The organism is Ruegeria sp. I3, from assembly GCF_056532525.1.
Genome location: NZ_JBQFNI010000004.1, coordinates 118,881 through 135,673 on the forward strand (window position 1 = coordinate 118,881; position 16,793 = coordinate 135,673).

Annotated in this window: 17 protein-coding genes; 6 read left to right on the top strand and 11 right to left on the bottom strand. The window is 58.9% G+C overall.

Annotated elements, in window-relative coordinates:
- Positions 1–80: 80 nt before the first annotated feature.
- Positions 81–509, top strand: coding sequence for a hypothetical protein (locus ACR0L9_RS12835; RefSeq protein ID WP_480895811.1), 429 nt, complete (start codon positions 81–83; stop codon positions 507–509).
- An 82-nt stretch (positions 510–591) separates the two neighbouring features.
- Here ACR0L9_RS12835 and ACR0L9_RS12840 read toward each other — a convergent pair whose 3' ends face one another.
- From ACR0L9_RS12840 to ACR0L9_RS12855, 4 genes are all read right to left on the bottom strand, one after another.
- Positions 592–1,041, bottom strand: a complete 450-nt coding sequence (locus ACR0L9_RS12840; protein WP_480895812.1) for a hypothetical protein — start codon at positions 1,039–1,041, stop codon at positions 592–594.
- An 886-nt stretch (positions 1,042–1,927) separates the two neighbouring features.
- Positions 1,928–2,830, bottom strand: a complete 903-nt coding sequence (locus ACR0L9_RS12845; RefSeq protein ID WP_170466101.1) for a DUF2971 domain-containing protein — start codon at positions 2,828–2,830, stop codon at positions 1,928–1,930.
- A gap of 92 nt (positions 2,831–2,922) precedes the next feature.
- Positions 2,923–4,722, bottom strand: a complete 1,800-nt coding sequence (gene lepA, locus ACR0L9_RS12850) for a translation elongation factor 4 (protein ID WP_170424201.1) — start codon at positions 4,720–4,722, stop codon at positions 2,923–2,925.
- An 87-nt stretch (positions 4,723–4,809) separates the two neighbouring features.
- Positions 4,810–5,364, bottom strand: coding sequence for an RNA ligase family protein (locus tag ACR0L9_RS12855; protein WP_480453898.1), 555 nt, complete (start codon positions 5,362–5,364; stop codon positions 4,810–4,812).
- A gap of 244 nt (positions 5,365–5,608) precedes the next feature.
- Between ACR0L9_RS12855 and ACR0L9_RS12860 the strand changes: the two genes are divergently transcribed.
- Both ACR0L9_RS12860 and ACR0L9_RS12865 read left to right on the top strand, forming a co-directional pair.
- Positions 5,609–5,917, top strand: coding sequence for a hypothetical protein (locus ACR0L9_RS12860; RefSeq protein ID WP_170404173.1), 309 nt, complete (start codon positions 5,609–5,611; stop codon positions 5,915–5,917).
- A gap of 65 nt (positions 5,918–5,982) precedes the next feature.
- Complete coding sequence (locus ACR0L9_RS12865) at positions 5,983–6,924, top strand: LysR family transcriptional regulator (protein WP_170404783.1); 942 nt, start codon at positions 5,983–5,985, stop codon at positions 6,922–6,924.
- A gap of 106 nt (positions 6,925–7,030) precedes the next feature.
- Here the strand turns inward: ACR0L9_RS12865 and ACR0L9_RS12870 are convergent, their stop codons facing one another.
- Together ACR0L9_RS12870 and ACR0L9_RS12875 are read right to left on the bottom strand one after the other, a co-directional pair.
- On the bottom strand, positions 7,031–7,897 hold the full coding sequence (locus tag ACR0L9_RS12870; RefSeq protein WP_480895813.1) for an FkbM family methyltransferase: 867 nt from the start codon (positions 7,895–7,897) through the stop codon (positions 7,031–7,033).
- Positions 7,898–8,254: 357 nt separating this feature from the next.
- Complete coding sequence (locus tag ACR0L9_RS12875; protein ID WP_170612177.1) at positions 8,255–8,704, bottom strand: low molecular weight protein-tyrosine-phosphatase; 450 nt, start codon at positions 8,702–8,704, stop codon at positions 8,255–8,257.
- A gap of 28 nt (positions 8,705–8,732) precedes the next feature.
- Between ACR0L9_RS12875 and ACR0L9_RS12880 the strand changes: the two genes are divergently transcribed.
- Positions 8,733–9,431, top strand: a complete 699-nt coding sequence (locus ACR0L9_RS12880) for an NAD-dependent deacylase (protein ID WP_480895900.1) — start codon at positions 8,733–8,735, stop codon at positions 9,429–9,431.
- Positions 9,432–9,492: 61 nt separating this feature from the next.
- Positions 9,493–10,101, top strand: a complete 609-nt coding sequence (locus ACR0L9_RS12885; protein WP_170397206.1) for an HdeD family acid-resistance protein — start codon at positions 9,493–9,495, stop codon at positions 10,099–10,101.
- Positions 10,102–10,169: 68 nt separating this feature from the next.
- On the opposite strand, the gene ACR0L9_RS12890 is transcribed toward ACR0L9_RS12885, so the two are convergent.
- From ACR0L9_RS12890 to meaB, 5 genes are all read right to left on the bottom strand, one after another.
- Positions 10,170–10,634 (bottom strand): copper chaperone PCu(A)C, encoded by a 465-nt coding sequence (locus ACR0L9_RS12890; protein WP_170397208.1) that lies wholly within the window; start codon positions 10,632–10,634, stop codon positions 10,170–10,172.
- A gap of 45 nt (positions 10,635–10,679) precedes the next feature.
- Complete coding sequence (locus ACR0L9_RS12895) at positions 10,680–11,030, bottom strand: hypothetical protein (RefSeq protein ID WP_480895814.1); 351 nt, start codon at positions 11,028–11,030, stop codon at positions 10,680–10,682.
- A 405-nt stretch (positions 11,031–11,435) separates the two neighbouring features.
- On the bottom strand, positions 11,436–11,723 hold the full coding sequence (rpmB, locus tag ACR0L9_RS12900) for a 50S ribosomal protein L28 (RefSeq protein WP_008756960.1): 288 nt from the start codon (positions 11,721–11,723) through the stop codon (positions 11,436–11,438).
- A gap of 119 nt (positions 11,724–11,842) precedes the next feature.
- Positions 11,843–13,036: a Hint domain-containing protein gene (locus ACR0L9_RS12905; RefSeq protein WP_480895816.1), complete on the bottom strand. Its 1,194-nt coding sequence runs from the start codon at positions 13,034–13,036 to the stop codon at positions 11,843–11,845.
- 170 nt (positions 13,037–13,206) lie between these two features.
- A complete protein-coding gene (gene meaB, locus ACR0L9_RS12910; protein WP_170404199.1) occupies positions 13,207–14,184 on the bottom strand; it encodes a methylmalonyl Co-A mutase-associated GTPase MeaB in 978 nt (325 codons plus the stop codon).
- A gap of 120 nt (positions 14,185–14,304) precedes the next feature.
- Between meaB and hrpB the strand changes: the two genes are divergently transcribed.
- Positions 14,305–16,743, top strand: coding sequence for an ATP-dependent helicase HrpB (gene hrpB / locus ACR0L9_RS12915; RefSeq protein ID WP_480895817.1), 2,439 nt, complete (start codon positions 14,305–14,307; stop codon positions 16,741–16,743).
- Positions 16,744–16,793 lie beyond the last annotated feature (50 nt).

Genomic DNA, 16,793 nt, shown 5'->3' on the forward strand with positions numbered 1-16,793 from the left:
GCTGAATTAGGGGGGTATTGTCCGAGTTGTACAACACTCAAGCCCCCAATCTTTCGAATCGTACAACCGGAGATTCGCCTATGCGCCTGACCATTTCTCAAGCCCGCGCCCGTTTGGGCGAACTGGCCACCTTGTCGCAAGACCCCCGGCAAGTGATCGTGCTGACCCGTTATGACAAACCGATCGCCGCACTGGTGTCGATGAACGAGGCGCAGCGGATTTGGGAGTTACTGGATGATGACACCATCGGACGCAAACACCCGCTCAGCGGGGTGCGAGGATGGTGGTCGAAGGGGCGTGGTATTCCGGGGATGGAACCTGGGCCGGACGGTTCTTACCTCACCGCGCGCGACGCCGCGCTGAAGGTCCGCGAGATCCAGATGACCCGTGCCGAGGAACGCCGCATTCTCAAGCGCGGGGGTCTGGACCCTGTCGCGGGCGGCGAGATCGCCGCCCGGCCCGTCGCCTCCCTGTGGAGACAGTTGTTTATGAGAAGCGCTCCGACCTGACCGGGGTACCTACTACTCCTGCCGCAGTCACAAATCTCAGCGGCATTAACCCCCTTTAACATCCGATCGGGCCGGAAACGCTTCAGTTCACCTGACGTTCCAGAACTGTGCTGTAGGTCGTTCCGTTCCGCAGGCTACGGAAATCGGCAAAGATCTTGCCGTCCTCGTACCGCGCATCGATCAACGCATTGGCGCCAATCACCAGCGGGGAAGTTTCAACGATGCCGATCGAGCCAGACCCATCGAGGCTGATGGTTCCAGTGGCCTCGTATTCATTCCATTCAGTGTCGCCATCCCGACGCCACTTGCTGGGCCCCCAGAAGACATTGTCTTCCTGCATCTGGACGTCGAGCATCCATTCGGCCTGATTAAAGCGGGGCTGATCACCTTTGTAATAATGGCTGGGCTGCACGGTCGTATAACTCCCCAACCACGTGCCGCGCAGGTCCGGCGTAGTGTCGGCCAATGCAGCGGTTCCGAGGGTGAGGCTGGTGGCCAGAGCGGCGGCTCCGGCAGTCATGTATCTGGTCATGGGCTTTCCTCCTGAATGCGACCCTTTAGGGTTCGAAAGCGAACATCCTTGCTGTGGCCTACAGATTGGGAGGGGGTGCGCCGGTTACAACTTACCTAAGGGAAACTTCATAAAGCGTTTAGACTGGCGTTAGATGGCGCAGCAGACGGAGCCCCCGTAGGGCGGGCTTCAGCCCGCCACCCCCGAATCCCACGGTGTTCAAGTGATGGGTGTAAACACCCCCCCCACGTAGGGTGGGCTTCCAACCCACCAAACCATCCGACCCATGCGCGTTGGATCTGGTCGAGCGAATGGCGGGCTGAAGCCCGCCCTACAATACTATCTGAATCTTCTGATCAGATAAATTCCTATGGGGTAACCTGTATAAACAACCCATACAAAAAACACCCAGCCACCAATCCAGACGGAGGTGAACCCGTCCTCTGCAAAATGGCTTTCGACCCAAGTCAAAAGGTGACCCAAGAGAAAGTAAGATAACACCGTGAGAGCGATTGTCCTGATGGGCCAACGATACAAGATGGTTCGAAAATTCAACGTCATAGCAAAAATCTAGTTGAGCAACGCAGGGTTTACCAGACGTTCGATCAACAGAACTGAGGGCAGCGCCGGCCCGAGGGGGTGAGGCCCGTCTTAGAAACGGTCCGGTGGACCGTTTCAGGGCCGAACGGGCGGAGCCCCGGGGCGCAAACGCGCCTTCAACGATTGATCTAAAAAGATGAGGGCAGCGCCGGCCCGAGGGGAGGCGCAAACGCGCCGCCCCATGGGGGCGGGTCGGCGCGGCCCGGCGGTGCTGCCGGGCGGGTGAGTTGAAAGAAGATTCGACTTTTAGCTTCATTGTTAGGATTGAAGCCACGGGAGGTCGAGCAGTGATCGAAGTTCAGCTTAATTAACTTGCAAACTCTAATCCATATGAATGCGCCGAGAGCTTCAATTCGCGTATCGCAAAAGCACTTCCCAAGGTCTCAGAAACAAGTTCTTTGAGTTGCTGACCAGCATTGATGCCAAATACCACCGACTTAAGATAATATGGCCCGACAGAGTAATACCCGGGACCATCTGTAAGCGGCCGAATAGACCTCCACTCGTTCTCATGCTGCCATTCTTTAGATTTAGCTAGCACTAGGGCATCGGTCATTTTTTGTTCTTCTTCACCGGAAGCCGTTAGCTCCCTCGACCTCGGCAGGTTGTCTTTGCGACTACTCCTAACCATCCAACGAATTGCTTCCACCGTCGAAATATTTGGACGATCAGCCAAGTATTTAACCTCACCTATAGTTCTTTTTGCGTCACTCAGTTTCTCTTGCGCGCAAGCAAATTCATAGCAGAAAGATTGGTGAGAAGAGGAATAGTAGGCCCACATCAAAGTGCTTTTTGGGTTATCCGTGAAACAGCAAATTACCTGTCGCTTTCGAGAATCCTCAAGTGTTTTTGGGACACTGGAATTTAGTCTATCCGGATCAAAAAATTGTTCTCTAAACCGTTTTACCGGAATGCTGAGCTTTTTTGCGGCCTGTTTGAAGTCAGTGCCTGAAAACCCGACATAACTACCATATTCTCTTTGAAATGCATTCAACGCTCTTTTCACTTCGGCACGGCTGGATTCCACAATAGCCGGATATGTATCGAGTGGATCATTTTGATCGCTCAATCGCGAAAACCAAACGCTACCCTCTTTTGCAGCGCTCAGTTCACTGATTAACCTTTGCCTCTTAGAGTGGTCTTGCAAGTCGTGATTAGTGTAACCTCGGTGGCGGTAGATCAGTTCTGGCACACAACGTCTTTTTTTCATTAATCTCCAAAACCAATTCCAAAGCAGATACAATTTATTAGGATCCCGCTTGACGGAACTAAAGGCCTTCTCTTACCCCCAGTTAAGCTGACCTAAGAATCCATCTTCAACGCTGAAATAAACGCCTCCTGAGGGATATCGACCTTCCCGAACTGACGCATCTTTTTCTTACCGGCCTTCTGCTTATCCAGCAGTTTGCGTTTCCGCGTGGCGTCGCCTCCGTAGCATTTGGCGGTCACGTCCTTGCGCAAGGCCGAGAGGGTCTCGCGGGCGATGACCTTGCCTCCGATGGCGGCCTGGATCGGGATTTTGAACATGTGGCGCGGGATCAGGTCCTTGAGCTTTTCGCACATCGCCCGGCCCCGCATCTCGGCCCGGTCGCGGTGAACCATGGTCGACAGCGCGTCAACGGGTTCGTCATTCACCAGCACCGACATCTTGACCAGATTGTCCTCGGTATAGCCTGTCATCTGGTAGTCGAACGAGGCATAGCCCTTGGTCACCGATTTCAGGCGGTCGTAGAAGTCAAAGACGACCTCGTTCAGCGGCAGGTCATAGACGACCATGGCGCGGGTGCCCGCATATGTCAGGTCCAGCTGGATGCCACGGCGGTCCTGGCAGAGTTTCAGCACGTCGCCGAGGTATTCGTCGGGCACCAGAATGGTCGCCTTGATGCGCGGTTCCTCGATATGGTCGACCTTTGACGGGTCGGGCATGTCGGCGGGGTTGTGCAGCTCGATCATCTCGCCGTCTTTCATGTAGACGTGATAGATCACCGACGGCGCGGTGGTGATCAGCTCGATATCGTATTCGCGTTCGATGCGGTCGCGGATGACCTCAAGGTGCAACAGGCCAAGGAAGCCGCAGCGGAAGCCAAAGCCCAACGCGGCCGAGGTCTCCATTTCAAAGCTGAAGCTGGCGTCGTTCAGGGCCAATTTGTCGATCGCATCGCGCAGGTCTTCGAATTCGGAGCTGTCAACGGGGAAGAGGCCGCAGAACACCACCGGCTGCGCGGGTTTGAAGCCTGTCAGAGCCTCTTCGGTGCCGTTGCGGTCATTGGTGATAGTGTCGCCGACGCGGGTGTCGCGGACCTGCTTGATCGAAGCGGTGAGAAAGCCGATTTCACCGGGGCCAAGCGAGTCGACCATCTCCATCTCGGGCCGGAAGACACCAACGCGGTCGACATGGTGCAGGGTGTTGTTCGACATGAACTTGACCCGCATCCCCTTTTTCAGCGTGCCGTCCATGATGCGGACCAGAACGATGACGCCGAGATAGGCGTCGTACCAGGAATCCACCAGCATCGCCTTGAGCGGCGCGTCCAAGTTGCCTTGCGGCGCGGGCAGCTGCTGCACAATGGCCTCAAGTGTTTCGTGGATGCCCTGCCCCGTCTTGGCACTGACCTGAATGGCGTCGGTCGCGTCGATGCCGATCACATCCTCGATCTGTTCGGCCACGCGGTCACAATCGGACGCGGGCAGGTCGATCTTGTTCAGCACCGGCACGATTTCGTGGTCGGCGTCGATGGCCTGATACACATTCGCCAGCGTCTGCGCCTCAACCCCCTGGGTCGAGTCGACAACCAACAGCGACCCCTCGACCGCACGCATGGAGCGGCTGACCTCATAGGCAAAGTCCACGTGGCCGGGGGTGTCGATCAGGTTCAGCACATATTGCTCGCCATTGTCGGCGGTATAGTCGATGCGAACCGTGTTGGCCTTGATGGTGATGCCGCGTTCACGCTCGATATCCATGCTGTCGAGCAGCTGTTCCTTCATGTCGCGATCCTTAACCGTTCCGGTCTCTTGGATGAGCCGGTCAGCAAGGGTGGATTTGCCATGGTCGATATGCGCGACGATGGAGAAATTGCGGATATGAGCGAGGTCTGTCATGGGTTGGGGATATGCGTCGGAAATGGGCTGTGGTCAAGGTGGGACGAAGCCCCAGCGAAACCCTTTGATTGCGAGGCCTCTGACCGTTCAGAGCAACCTGTTTTTGACCAACTCCGCGTTCATCCAATGCGTATCACTCTGCACGTGACCCTCGCGCACGTATTTCGCGTGGTGAGTGGGCATGTCTTCTTCGTTAAACGCTGCAGTTGTGCGAACGACAAAACCCTCCTGAGTATCCAGATCCAGGCCCGCGATCACATCTGCCAGAACCTTAACAGAGAACCGTCCGCGATAGAGTTCGGGAACGGCAGCAATCCCCAGCTCGAGAAAGCGTGAAAGCGTCGCGTCCCACGATTGCACGCGCTTTGCCTTGATCCAGGCGAAGCCCAGGAAATAAGTCGGCAACGCCGAGTACGCTATCGAGTGGCGCGCAAACAGATATTCACCGACTATGCGCTCATCTTCGTCAAGCTGTGGCGAAATTCCGGTAGCGAAGGCCTTCATCCAATCTCGGGACGGGTGGTAACGCGCGTCAATACTGCGGGGGTGGCAGCCCTGACTATGAATCGTTGTATTCTCACCGTCCAGTTTTTCGGTGAAGACGACCTCATCAGCCGAAGCCAGTTTATCAACGCTGGACATGATCTTATCATCGCTGGTCGCCCCGGGAGACTCCGGCAGATGGAAGTGCGCCCGTATTTCTTAAGCATAGTGGTCTCATGAAAGAGATTTAAACAATGTCTGGCCAGAAAACGCGACATCCCAGCCGCGTGCAATCACTTTTTCGAGCCACCCAATTGATCCCGAATCCACTTTGATTCATACTCCGCCGCAGACCGAGAGGGGCATAAGACCCGTCCGGGCAGGCAAAAAACGAGGCTCGAGTATGAAACAGTTCCTCTTAATCGCATTTTGTGCGGCATCGCTGACGTCGGTGGCCCACACAGTGGACGCGGCGCAGATCAAGCGGGCGTGTCTGGCATCAGACCGTGAAGCGGCGACGCGGGCGCGGTGCCGGTGTATTCAGCGCGTGGCGGATCAGGCGCTGACGCGTAGTGATCAGAAGACCGTCGCCAAGTGGTTCACCAACCCGCATCAGGCGCAGGAGTTGAAGATGTCGCAGACCGCGCGCGATGATGCGCTGTGGGATCGGTATCAGAACTTTGGCCAGATGGCGCAAGCGATCTGCAACTGAGCCCTGTCAATCCTTGACCTGATGCCCGCTGCGCCTCAGAAATGGCGCAGCGAAAGGTATGTGCGATGGTGATGAAAGGGCTGACCCTGCGGGGCCTTGAGGTGTTCGAGGCGCTGGCACGGACCGGATCGGTGGCGCAGGCGGCCGAGATCACGGGGCTCAGCCAGCCCTCGGTTTCCCAGCAATTGCGCAATCTGGAAAAGGCTTTGGGCACCGATCTGGTGGATCACGGGCGGCGACCGATGCGACTGACGCAGGCCGGCCGCAGTTTCCTGGCGCGGGCCGAGGCAGTGCTGGCCGAGTTGCAGATGGCGCAAGGCGAACTGGCGGTGATGGATCTGGGGCATCTGACCACCCTGTCCATCGGCTTGATCGACGATTTCGACAACGACCTGACGCCGCGATTGGCGACGTTGCTGGCCGACAGTCTGACCCGGTCGAAATTCAAGCTGATCACGCTGCCCAGTCTGGACCTGTTTGCCGAGCTGGAAGCGCAGCGCCTGCACATGGCGGTCTCGGCCCATTCTGGCGAGGTGCTGGAGGGCGTGGTCGAATATCCGCTGGTGCAGGATCCGTTCATTCTGGTCGCGCCTAAGGGCGTTGCGCAACCAGTGCAGGATCTGCCCTTTCTGCGCTATGCCCGCGAGCAATTGATCAGCCGTCAGATCGAAAGCCATCTGGCCCGGCAGCAGCTGGAGTTCGAGGAACGGTTCGAAATCGGCTCACACCTCGCGCTGATGGCGATGGTTGCGCGCGGCCTCGGCTGGGCGATTACCACGCCGCTGGGCTATATGCGCGCCGCCCGCTTCCACGACGGGATGGAGGCGCACCCTGCCCCGTTCGGTGAATTCGCACGCACCATTTCCTTGTTTACACGGACCGACTGGTCCGATCAGGTACCGCAGGAAGTGGCCGACATGATCCGACGTCTGATGCGCAGCCAGATCGTTGATCCAGCGATTGCGCAATTGCCGTGGTTAGCTGGTCAGTTGAAGGTGGTGGGGTGAACCGGAAAGTGAGCATCCAGGCTCTTTTATTTGAGCCATTCGTGATCCGTCCTGCAAACCAAAAGACGTTTAATGAGCGTTAGTATGTCCGGAATAAAGGCTGTTCTTACCTGCTGAATTCAGCTTCTACTAACGCCTCGTAGGCGTCCAGTTCAGCCTCTTTGACAACGTCGCGATCAGCCAGCACTTCCAGAGCCATAAGTGCGACATCGGGGCTTTGAAACACTGCGTCCGCCAGGATCGCAAGATGTTTCAAGCTTTCTGTCGGTATGTCCTCAAGTGCGAAGAACCTTTTCAGGAACACAGCGTCGCCATCAATGGCCTGATTGCGCATAGCGCGCATCTTCAGGCGGGACGAGGCACGGGTCTTGACCGCCATAGACTTTAGAAAAAGAAACTTGTGGAAATGAAATCCCTGCGCAGACAACTCGCTCATTTGTGAGTCAAGCAGTGGCTGACCCTTGTAAAGCGGAACCATGGCGATTTCAGATATCACAGCGACCGCATTCTTGAGTTTTTCGCGCGCATTCCTGAATACGTCCAATTCTCCGCCCTGCACGTCAATCTTCAGCAGATCGAACTCTGGCAGCTCTTTCAGGTCGTCCAGCCGATGGGTGGTTATTGGTACAACTTCTTCGACCCGCATTTGCCTGGGCCACCTTCCCATAACTCTGATGAAGTCGGGGTTGGGCTCGAATAGCGAAGTGAAGCCACTTCCCTTGCAAACATGAAGGCGCTCACTTCCTCCTCTGCCGATCGCATAAGGAAGATAGGTTTCATTTTCTCCTCCCTCTTCAGAGAGCCGTGCAAATGCATCTTGCTGTGGTTCGAAACCCCAGACATCGCATATGCGGTTCTTCAGGAGGGTTGAATATGGGGTAGCGCCAAGAGGATTGGCACCCACATCCACCACCCGCGTCAGTCTTTCCGGTGACAGAACTTCGTGCAGGAACAGTGCGCGCTCGTCATTCATTTTTTGTCACTAACCTTTGGGGTATTCAGCTGGTTAATCGTGCCTGTGATCATATGTCTAACTCAGTTGGATTAACGGGCGGCAGTCGCTCTTGGAGCTTGGAGATTTATGTGTGCTGATGACAGCCTCATGCGTGCATCAGGAATTTGTATCATTCCATCAAATGACCATTGGGGATCGGATTACTATTCCATGCACTTAATGCGACTATCTGCATAGGCACAAGGGTATGCGCTTAGAAGGCGGATGGTTTGACCCCTGTCGCTGATTGCGATGCAGCCTGCGGAGGCCGAATAAACGTTGGTTTTGGGCTCAAACATGCTGTCGCTCTGGATTGATTGAATACGCAAGGCAAAACTACCACTGAGCCCGTACATGCGCATCCAGCCCCGCCACGGCCTCTTCGATCAGGTCCAGAACGCCGTCGAAATCCCGGGTGTAGTACGGGTCAGGCACATGGTCGGCACCGGTATGGGGGGCGAAATCGGTCAACAGGCGGACCGGGGTGTCGTTGCCGTCCGGGCGCAAATCTTCGATGTTCGCGATGTTTTCTGCGTCCATTCCGATGATCAGGTCGAAGTGGTTGAAATCCTCGGCCACGAACTGGCGCGCGCGTAGGTCGCTGAGATCGATATCACGCGCGCGGGCGGCCTTTTGCATCGGGCCATAAGGCGGGCTGCCAATATGCCAGCCCGAGGTTCCGGCGCTGTCGGTGATATGCCCCGGCGCCCGGGCGCGGAACACACCCTCGGCAGCGGGTGAGCGGCAGATATTGCCCAGGCAGACGAAAAGGATACGGTGTGTCATGGGAACGGGTGTAACGCGTGAGGCGGGTATGGAAAAGATCGTCATTCTGACCGGGGCCGGGATTTCCGCCGAAAGCGGATTGGGCACGTTCCGCGATGAAGGGGGCCTGTGGGCGCAGCACCGGATCGAGGATGTGGCCACGCCCGAGGGCTTTGCCCGCAATCCGTCGCTGGTGCATCAGTTTTACAATGCCCGCCGAGTACAGGCCGCCATGGCGCAACCCAACGCGGCGCATCAGGCGCTGGCCCGGTTGCAGCAGGGCTGGCCTGGAGAGGTGATCCTTGTCACCCAGAATGTCGACAGCCTGCACGAGGCAGGAGGGGCCGCGCATGTGATCCATATGCATGGCACCTTGGCTGGGGCTTTGTGTGAGGCGTGCGGATATCGTTGGGCTTCGCCACCCGAAATGGATGTGGGTGAGCCCTGCCCGTCCTGTCACCAGCCCTCGGCTCGGCCCGACGTGGTATGGTTCGGCGAGATGCCATATTTCATGGATGAGATCTACGACCATCTGATGGAAGCATCGCTGTTCGCCTCGATCGGCACCTCGGGGCAGGTTTATCCGGCGGCAGGGTTTGTACAAGAGGCGCGGGCCGTGGGCGCGCGGACGATCGAATTGAACCTTGAGCCATCCGCCGGAATTTTTGATGAAACCCGGCTGGGGCCAGCCTCAGAGGCAGTACCGCGCTGGGTCGATGAGCTGTTGGCGCGAGGCAGCACGCGATAGGGGCAGACAGCGGCGCGTCTTCCCGTCTATGGTGCAGAAAACGCAAACCCGAGTGAGTGACATGACCGATCTACCGCCCAAAGACGGAGAAATCCTTGACGACAGCAGTATCGACGCGCGCGATACGTTAAGTACCAATCTGGCCAGCCTGTGGTGGACCTTTCTGCTGCGTGGAATTCTCGCAGGTCTGATCGGGATTGCAGCGCTGTTCTGGCCGACCAGCAGCATCTCATTACTGCTGCGATTGGTAGGGGCGCTGCTGATTCTGGATGGCGCGCTGACCTGGCTGGGTTTTGGGCGGCGCGGGCTGATCGGAGGCGTCGGGATCGGTGCCGCGCTGATCGGTTTGGTGTTGCTGATCTGGCCACAGGGCGTGGCCTGGCTGGCCTTCACCCTCATGGGGGCGATGGCGCTGTTCGTTGCGATCGGCTCGTTCATGGCGCTGCCGCAAATGCATCCACAAGACCCCGAGCGCGCAACGGTGCGTAATTCAGGTATCTTCGCACTCATCGTCGGGCTGGTGCTGATCTTCTGGCCCGGCAGCGGCATGGTGGCGTTGGGCTGGGCAATTGCCTTCTTCGCGCTGACCTCGGCGGTGGTGATGTTCTTTCTGGCGGCACGGTTCAAAAAAGCGGGCGATCGATTGGAGATGAAAACCGTCAACAGATGACGCAACAGGCCGGGCATTGCCCGGCCTGACGTATGGATGATGGCTGTACCACAGCCTGAAGACAGGCGTTAGTTCGAATGGCCGCCTTTGTCCTGGCGCTCAAGATCGACCGGGATCTCGACCGCGACCTCTCCGGCGTTTTCGAAGATCAGTGTGACGGGAACGCTCCCTCCCTGTTCGAAGGGCGCTGTCAGGCCCATGAACATGACGTGATCACCGCCGCGTTTCAGCATGTGGGTTTCGCCCGCCGGAATGGCGAAGCCTTCCTTCACATGCACCATCTTGGCGACACCGTTTTCGTCAACCTTATGAGTGTGCAGTTCCACTCGGGCAGCCGCATCCGAGGTCACGCCGATCAGGCGGTCATCGGTATCGCCTTGATTCTGGATCATCATGAAGGCGGCACCCGCCTTCGCGGTTTTGCCCGAAGACCGTGCATAAGGGTCTTCGACCGAGATGGTATCGGCAGCCAGCGCCGCACCGGTCAGCGAAAAGGTAGTCAGGACTGCAAGCAGGCTGGATTTGAGGGTCATTATGCCTCTCCTTGGTAACTGTCTGATAGAGTTTGGAAACTGGAATCAGGCAGAAACCGGCGGGGCACGAGCTGGGTGTCGCGGCAGCGGCGCGGCAATCAGATGCTGGGAAAGGAGCGACGGCGCGGGGAGCGCGCGCGGCGGGGCCGGAGGTACGGCAACCGAGGCTTCATGGATCGCGCCCAGCAGGTTGAGCGCATAGTCAGGGCAGTATTGCGGTGCGCGGGTCGGTTGGCCGTCTTCGTCCATATAGACGACGACCGGTCCGCTGCCGGTGCACAAAACCATCTGCCCGACCGCGCGCTCCATACCCCGCGACGCGGCCAGTCCCTGCCCGGTGAGGATCACCATCAAGGACAGCGTATAAGGCAGAAATGTGCGGAAAAAGCCTGTCATGTCAGCTTGGTATATACGCCGCCCACTGAACCGGCTTCAAGCGCAAAGCAGTGGCTGAGACAGTATGGCCTAGCTCAGCTTTTCGGCGGCCTGAACGCCTCGGCATTCATCCCCGTATGCAGTCGGTTTACCCGGCGCTGCATCCGGGTGCAGCGGATCACAGCTTTTGCAATTGATCGTGGCAGTAAAAACAGAAAATTCTTTGCTTTGAGTGACATGGTAACCCCCTCAACATGAATATGCATAAACATATGCGATATTCAGCAGGCGTTCTGTGAACAACGTCACGAAGCGGGGCGTTTTATTACCATTTCAGAGACAATCATTCGCACAGGGGCAGCGAATTCAAAAAAGAAAAGCCCCACACCGCAGGGTGCAGGGCTGAATTCTTGCGTGAGAAAGCGCTTAGGCCGAGGCTTGCGCCTTGGCGATTTCTTTCTTCACTTTCAGGGCGTTCGCCGACAGCTCGTCATCCTTGGCTTTGGCCAGGAACGCGTCCAGACCACCGCGGTGGTCGACCGAGCGCAGGGCAGCTGCCGAGATGCGCAGCTTGACGCCACGACCCAGAGTTTCCGACTGCAGGGTAACGTCGTTCAGGTTGGGCAGAAAACGGCGACGAGTTCTGTTTTTGGCGTGGCTGACATTGTTGCCAGTCATCGGGCCTTTTCCGGTCAGTTCGCAACGGCGCGACATGGTTTCTTCCTTTGTTTCTGGAGGCCGGGTACAAGACCCGCGGCCAAATCACAAGGGGCGCAACCCGAAGTCGCGCCCGAAAACTGGTTGGATGCGTTTAGTGGGAATCGCGCGAAGGGTCAAGACGGCTGCGGCGAAATCTTTGCACCCGAGTTGAATTCATTTGAGGTCAAGATCGGGGACATCCGCAACAGCGGCTTGTTATTCTTCAAATGCCGTGTGATCAACTGCGCTTGCAGCCGCCCGCCGGGGATCATGCGGGCCGGGTCGGCGCGGTAGGCAAGGTCTGTCAGTTCGGGAAAAATCTCGAATATCTCGCGACGCGACGCGGCGCTCAGCATTTTCAGCGCTTCGGGGCCGGTATAGAGGCTTTCGGTTGGCGCATCCTCGGCAAAGATCACCTGATGGCGGTCGAACAGAAGGTGGTAATACTCGACGCTTTCCACGCTTTCATCAACGTAGATATCCGGCATTGCGGTGAGTTTGATGGCCGGAATCAGAACCTCGGTCGTGCCGAACATGCGTTGGGCGATCTTTGAGTGCACCAGCATCCGATGCTGGCGCGAGACCAGCAGATCGCGATGCGGCAGCCCCTCACCCAATGCCCCTGCAAGGATACGCACAGGCCAGAGTCTGGGGTTGGCTTCAAGCTGGAAGCGATCAAATTCACGCCGCCCGATCCAACGGATCGGGTGCAGGCCCTGCCCCAGCGTGGGGATCAGGTCACCGGTGCACAGCGACTGGATGGGGGTCTGGCCCTGCTGCGTCGTGATCAATGTATCGCGCGTGAAACAGGGCATACCCGACCCGTTCTCGAACGCTGAATACGTGACGGTGATGCCTGAAGGCAGGGTAAATGTGCCGCTAGAGACTGAATAACCAACCCCGTCTTCGACCGTAATCACCCCGAAAGTATCGTCCGTGATAACAGTGCCCTCAGGGAGGTTCAGCGTGTCGGTTCCGCTGCCGCCGCGAATGTCACCCGACACCGTGGTGCTGGTGAAATTCAGCGTGTCATTACCGGCACCAAGCCGGATATCGCCGACGGTTGACCCGCTGATATCAACCGTATCCGCATCGGACCCGCTAGCGATGCGCCCGCCAACCGTGCTGTTGGTGACAATGATCGTGTCGGTGCCTGCATTGCCCAGGACATTGTTGGCAATGGTGCTATTGGTGATGGTGATATCGTCATCGCCGCCACGGCCACGGATACCGGTCACCGGAGGCGTCGCCGGGTTTCCGTTCAGAGTACCGTTGTCATTTGTGACATCGATATCGTCGTCGCCGTTGGTACCATTGATATTGGGCATTCTGACGTGTCCCGTTCCTCGGAGAATCCGGGCACGATCCGAGCTGACCAAGCCCTTTCTCAACCCGGTTCAAACGCAGTGACTTACACTCAAACACAACAATATATGTAGCTTTAATACACGATTAGCGGTCAGCGCACCAGCCGCGCACGCATCATAACGCCAGAGCGTTACGCGTCGGACAGCCCGGAGAGGATTTGTTCGGCCGCCGCCGATGGGCTGAGGTGGCCCGCACTGACCTGAGCGCCAAGATCGCTCATCCGACTGCGCATCTGTGGCGTTTCGAGACGCGCAAGCAATGCGTGGCGTACCTCTTGCTCGAACCAGTATTGTGCCTGTGTGGCGCGGTTCGATACCCAATGCCCGGCTTCGCGCCGCCAGGTTGTCAGGGCCTGCATCTCGTCCCAGGCCTGTTCCAGCCCATGCTCTTCAACCGCTGAAACGGTCATGGCCTTGGGAAACCCTTCGGGGTCCTGCGGGCGTTTGCGCAGCAGACGCAGCGCGCCCGCGTAATCGGCGCAGGTGCGGGTGGCAGTCGCTTTCAGGTCGCCATCGGCCTTGTTGATCAGGATCATGTCGGCCATCTCCATGATGCCGCGCTTGACGCCCTGCAACTCATCTCCGCCCGCCGGGGCCAGCAGCAGCAGGAACAGGTCAGACATCTCGGCCACAACGGTTTCCGATTGGCCCACACCCACGGTTTCAATCAGCACGACGTCAAAACCAGCCGCCTCACAAAGTGCAATCGCTTCGCGTGTGCGGCGCGCCACGCCACCAAGATGGCTCTGGCTGGGGGACGGGCGGATAAAGGCGTCTTTCTCGCGGCTCAGTCTTTCCATGCGGGTCTTATCGCCCAGGATCGAGCCCCCCGAACGGGCCGAGCTGGGGTCAACTGCAAGAACCGCAACACGCAGCCCCTGCCCCGTCAGCATCATGCCGAAGCTTTCGATAAAGGTCGATTTGCCCACACCCGGCGTGCCCGACAGGCCGATCCGCAACGCCTGGCGTCCGGCGCCGCTCAATTGATCCAGCAGCGCGGTTGCCTGCGCTCGATGATCTTCACGCCCGCTTTCGACCAGTGTGATCGCACGGGCCAATGCCCTGCGCTCTCCGTTCAAGATCCTGTCGCCAAGCTCGGCAATGTTCATCGGTAAGTCCCCGGCTGGAATTTGCCCTAGATGAGGGGGGATGACCCGGTTTGTCCAGCCCCAACCGGAGCCCAGTTTGGCGACGCTGGACCTTGGCCGAGGCTTTGGCGATAAGGCGATATGACCCGGTTGCCCATTGATGACGCCATTCCCGATCTTCTGAACGCCTTGCGAACGCATGGGCGCGCGGTGCTGCAGGCGCCGCCGGGTGCGGGCAAGACAACCCGCGTGCCGCTTGAGATGCTGCAGGCCGGTCTGTGCGAGGGCCGGATCGTCATGCTGGAACCCCGGCGGCTGGCCGCCCGTGCCGCCGCCGAACGCATGGCCGAGACGCTGGGTGAACCCGTGGGCCAGACCGTGGGCTATCGTGTCCGTGGAGACGTGAAAGTTTCAAAGGCGACGCGCATCGAGGTTGTGACCGAAGGTATCCTGACACGGATGCTGCAATCCGAACCCGATCTGCCCCGCGTGGGTGCGGTGATATTCGATGAATTCCACGAACGGTCCCTGAACGCCGATCTTGGGCTTGCACTGTGCCTTGAAGTGACTGGAGCGTTGCGCGATGACCTGATCTTGCTGGCGATGTCCGCGACGCTGGATGCTGAACCGGTGGGCCAGCTGATGAACGCGCCTCTGGTGACATCCGAAGGGCGCAGCTATCCGGTCGAGACCCGCTGGTTGGACCGGCCTTTGGGGCCGCAGGCGCGACGACTGGATGCGCTGATCGATCTGGTGGTGCGAGCCGAACGGGAAACCAAAGGGGGCATGCTGGTGTTCCTGCCCGGTGAAGGTGAAATTCGGCGGGCCGAGGCGGCTTTGGCCAGCCGTCTACCCGACACCTGTTCAGTGCGGCCTTTGTTCGGAGCACTGCCCTTTGCCGCCCAGCGCGCGGCGATTGCGCCGGTTAAGCAAGGTCGCAAGGTGGTTCTGGCGACGTCGATTGCCGAAACCTCGTTGACTATTCCCGAAATCCGAGTGGTGGTCGATATGGGGCAAGCCCGGCGGGCGCGGTTCGATCCCGGATCAGGCATGTCGCGGCTGGTGACCGAGCGGGTGACGCGGGCCGAAGCGACGCAGCGCACAGGCCGTGCGGGGCGTGTGGCCGAAGGTGTCTGCTATCGGTTGTGGTCCAAGGGCGAAGAAGGTGCACTGGTCGCCTACCCGCCTGCCGAAATCGAGGCTGCCGATCTGACCGGGCTGGCGTTAGAATTGTCGCTCTGGGGCGCAGAACCGGGTGATCTTGCATTTCTGACCGCGCCGCCCGAAGGCACGCTGGCTGAGGCGCGCGCGTTGCTGGCGATGCTGGGTGCCCTGGATGGCAAAGGTAGGATCACCGAACATGGGCGGGCGCTGGCGGCGCTGCCGCTGCATCCTCGGCTGGGGCACATGCTGCTGCACGCGGGACCTGAGGCCGCGACACTGGCGGCGCTGATGGCGGAACGCGATCCGCTGCGGGGCGCGCCGGTCGATCTGTCTTTGAGGCTTGAGGTGCTGCGGGACGTGCGCGCGTTTCAGCGCAATCGGGTCTGGCAGGTCAACATGGGCGCGCTGGATCGGATCAAGGGCGAAGCAAAACGGTTGCGCGCGCAATCTAAGGATGCGGGCGGTCTGAGCCCGGCAGCGATGGCGGCGCTGGCCTATCCCGATCGCATCGGACAGCGACGCAAGGGAGATGTCCCGCGTTATGTCCTGTCGGGTGGCAAAGGCGTCGTGCTGGAAGCCGGTGATACGTTGGCGGGTGCACCCTATCTTGTGGTGACGGATACGGATGGGAACCCGCGTGAAGCGCGCGTGCGCATGGCAGCGCAGATTTCCGATGGAGAAATTCGCGATCTATTCGGCGATCAGATCGCGTGGGTCGACAGCTGCGACTGGTCGAAACGCGAACGCCGTGTGGTGGCGCGCAGGCAAGAGCGGTTCGGAGCGATCACGCTGGACGACCGCATCTGGAAAGATGTCCCCGGGGATGCATTGGCGCAGGCGATGTTGGACGGGGTGCGCGATCTGGGTGTGCGGCTGACCGGGGCCGCAGCGCGATTGGCCGCTCGGGTCGAGTTGATCCGCGCGGAAGGCGCTGATCTGCCGGACTTCTCGGAAACCGGGCTGATGGATACGCTGGAAGACTGGCTGCTGCCGATGCTCTCGGGCGTGCGCAATGCCGATGACTGGAAGCGGTTCGACCTGCTGCCCGCGCTGCGTGACCGGCTGGACTGGGACCAGATGCATGAACTGGATCGGCGGGCGCCGGGCTCGTTTGTGACTCCGTTGGGCCGCAAGCTGCCAATTGACTATGGCGGTGCGGTGCCCGAAATCTCGGTTCGGCTACAAGAGGTATTCGGCGTTACGCAACATCCGGTGGTTGGGGGCGAGCCTTTGAAGATCACGCTGCTGTCACCGGCCCAGCGACCGATCCAGATCACCCGTGACCTGCCCGGATTCTGGGCCGGGTCTTATGCGGATGTGCGCAAGGACATGCGGGCGCAGTACCCAAAACATCCCTGGCCCGAAGATCCAACTCAGGCGGATCCGACGCTGCGCGCGAAGCGGCGCAAAGGCTGAGTTGATCAGGTGGGCGTTGATAAGCCTCATTGGCGGAAACAGTGCAAAGC

Excerpts from the sequence above, each read along its gene's own strand:
- ACR0L9_RS12835 (WP_480895811.1), top strand. The coding sequence starts at position 81 with ATGCGCCTGACCATTTCTCAAGCCCGCGCCCGTTTGGGCGAACTGGCC.
- ACR0L9_RS12840 (WP_480895812.1), bottom strand. The coding sequence starts at position 1,041 with ATGACCAGATACATGACTGCCGGAGCCGCCGCTCTGGCCACCAGCCTC.
- ACR0L9_RS12845 (WP_170466101.1), bottom strand. The coding sequence starts at position 2,830 with ATGAAAAAAAGACGTTGTGTGCCAGAACTGATCTACCGCCACCGAGGT.
- lepA (WP_170424201.1), bottom strand. The coding sequence starts at position 4,722 with ATGACAGACCTCGCTCATATCCGCAATTTCTCCATCGTCGCGCATATC.
- ACR0L9_RS12855 (WP_480453898.1), bottom strand. The coding sequence starts at position 5,364 with ATGTCCAGCGTTGATAAACTGGCTTCGGCTGATGAGGTCGTCTTCACC.
- ACR0L9_RS12860 (WP_170404173.1), top strand. The coding sequence starts at position 5,609 with ATGAAACAGTTCCTCTTAATCGCATTTTGTGCGGCATCGCTGACGTCG.
- ACR0L9_RS12865 (WP_170404783.1), top strand. The coding sequence starts at position 5,983 with ATGGTGATGAAAGGGCTGACCCTGCGGGGCCTTGAGGTGTTCGAGGCG.
- ACR0L9_RS12870 (WP_480895813.1), bottom strand. The coding sequence starts at position 7,897 with ATGAATGACGAGCGCGCACTGTTCCTGCACGAAGTTCTGTCACCGGAA.
- ACR0L9_RS12875 (WP_170612177.1), bottom strand. The coding sequence starts at position 8,704 with ATGACACACCGTATCCTTTTCGTCTGCCTGGGCAATATCTGCCGCTCA.
- ACR0L9_RS12880 (WP_480895900.1), top strand. The coding sequence starts at position 8,733 with ATGGAAAAGATCGTCATTCTGACCGGGGCCGGGATTTCCGCCGAAAGC.
- ACR0L9_RS12885 (WP_170397206.1), top strand. The coding sequence starts at position 9,493 with ATGACCGATCTACCGCCCAAAGACGGAGAAATCCTTGACGACAGCAGT.
- ACR0L9_RS12890 (WP_170397208.1), bottom strand. The coding sequence starts at position 10,634 with ATGACCCTCAAATCCAGCCTGCTTGCAGTCCTGACTACCTTTTCGCTG.
- ACR0L9_RS12895 (WP_480895814.1), bottom strand. The coding sequence starts at position 11,030 with ATGACAGGCTTTTTCCGCACATTTCTGCCTTATACGCTGTCCTTGATG.
- rpmB (WP_008756960.1), bottom strand. The coding sequence starts at position 11,723 with ATGTCGCGCCGTTGCGAACTGACCGGAAAAGGCCCGATGACTGGCAAC.
- ACR0L9_RS12905 (WP_480895816.1), bottom strand. The coding sequence starts at position 13,036 with ATGCCCAATATCAATGGTACCAACGGCGACGACGATATCGATGTCACA.
- meaB (WP_170404199.1), bottom strand. The coding sequence starts at position 14,184 with ATGAACATTGCCGAGCTTGGCGACAGGATCTTGAACGGAGAGCGCAGG.
- hrpB (WP_480895817.1), top strand. The coding sequence starts at position 14,305 with ATGACCCGGTTGCCCATTGATGACGCCATTCCCGATCTTCTGAACGCC.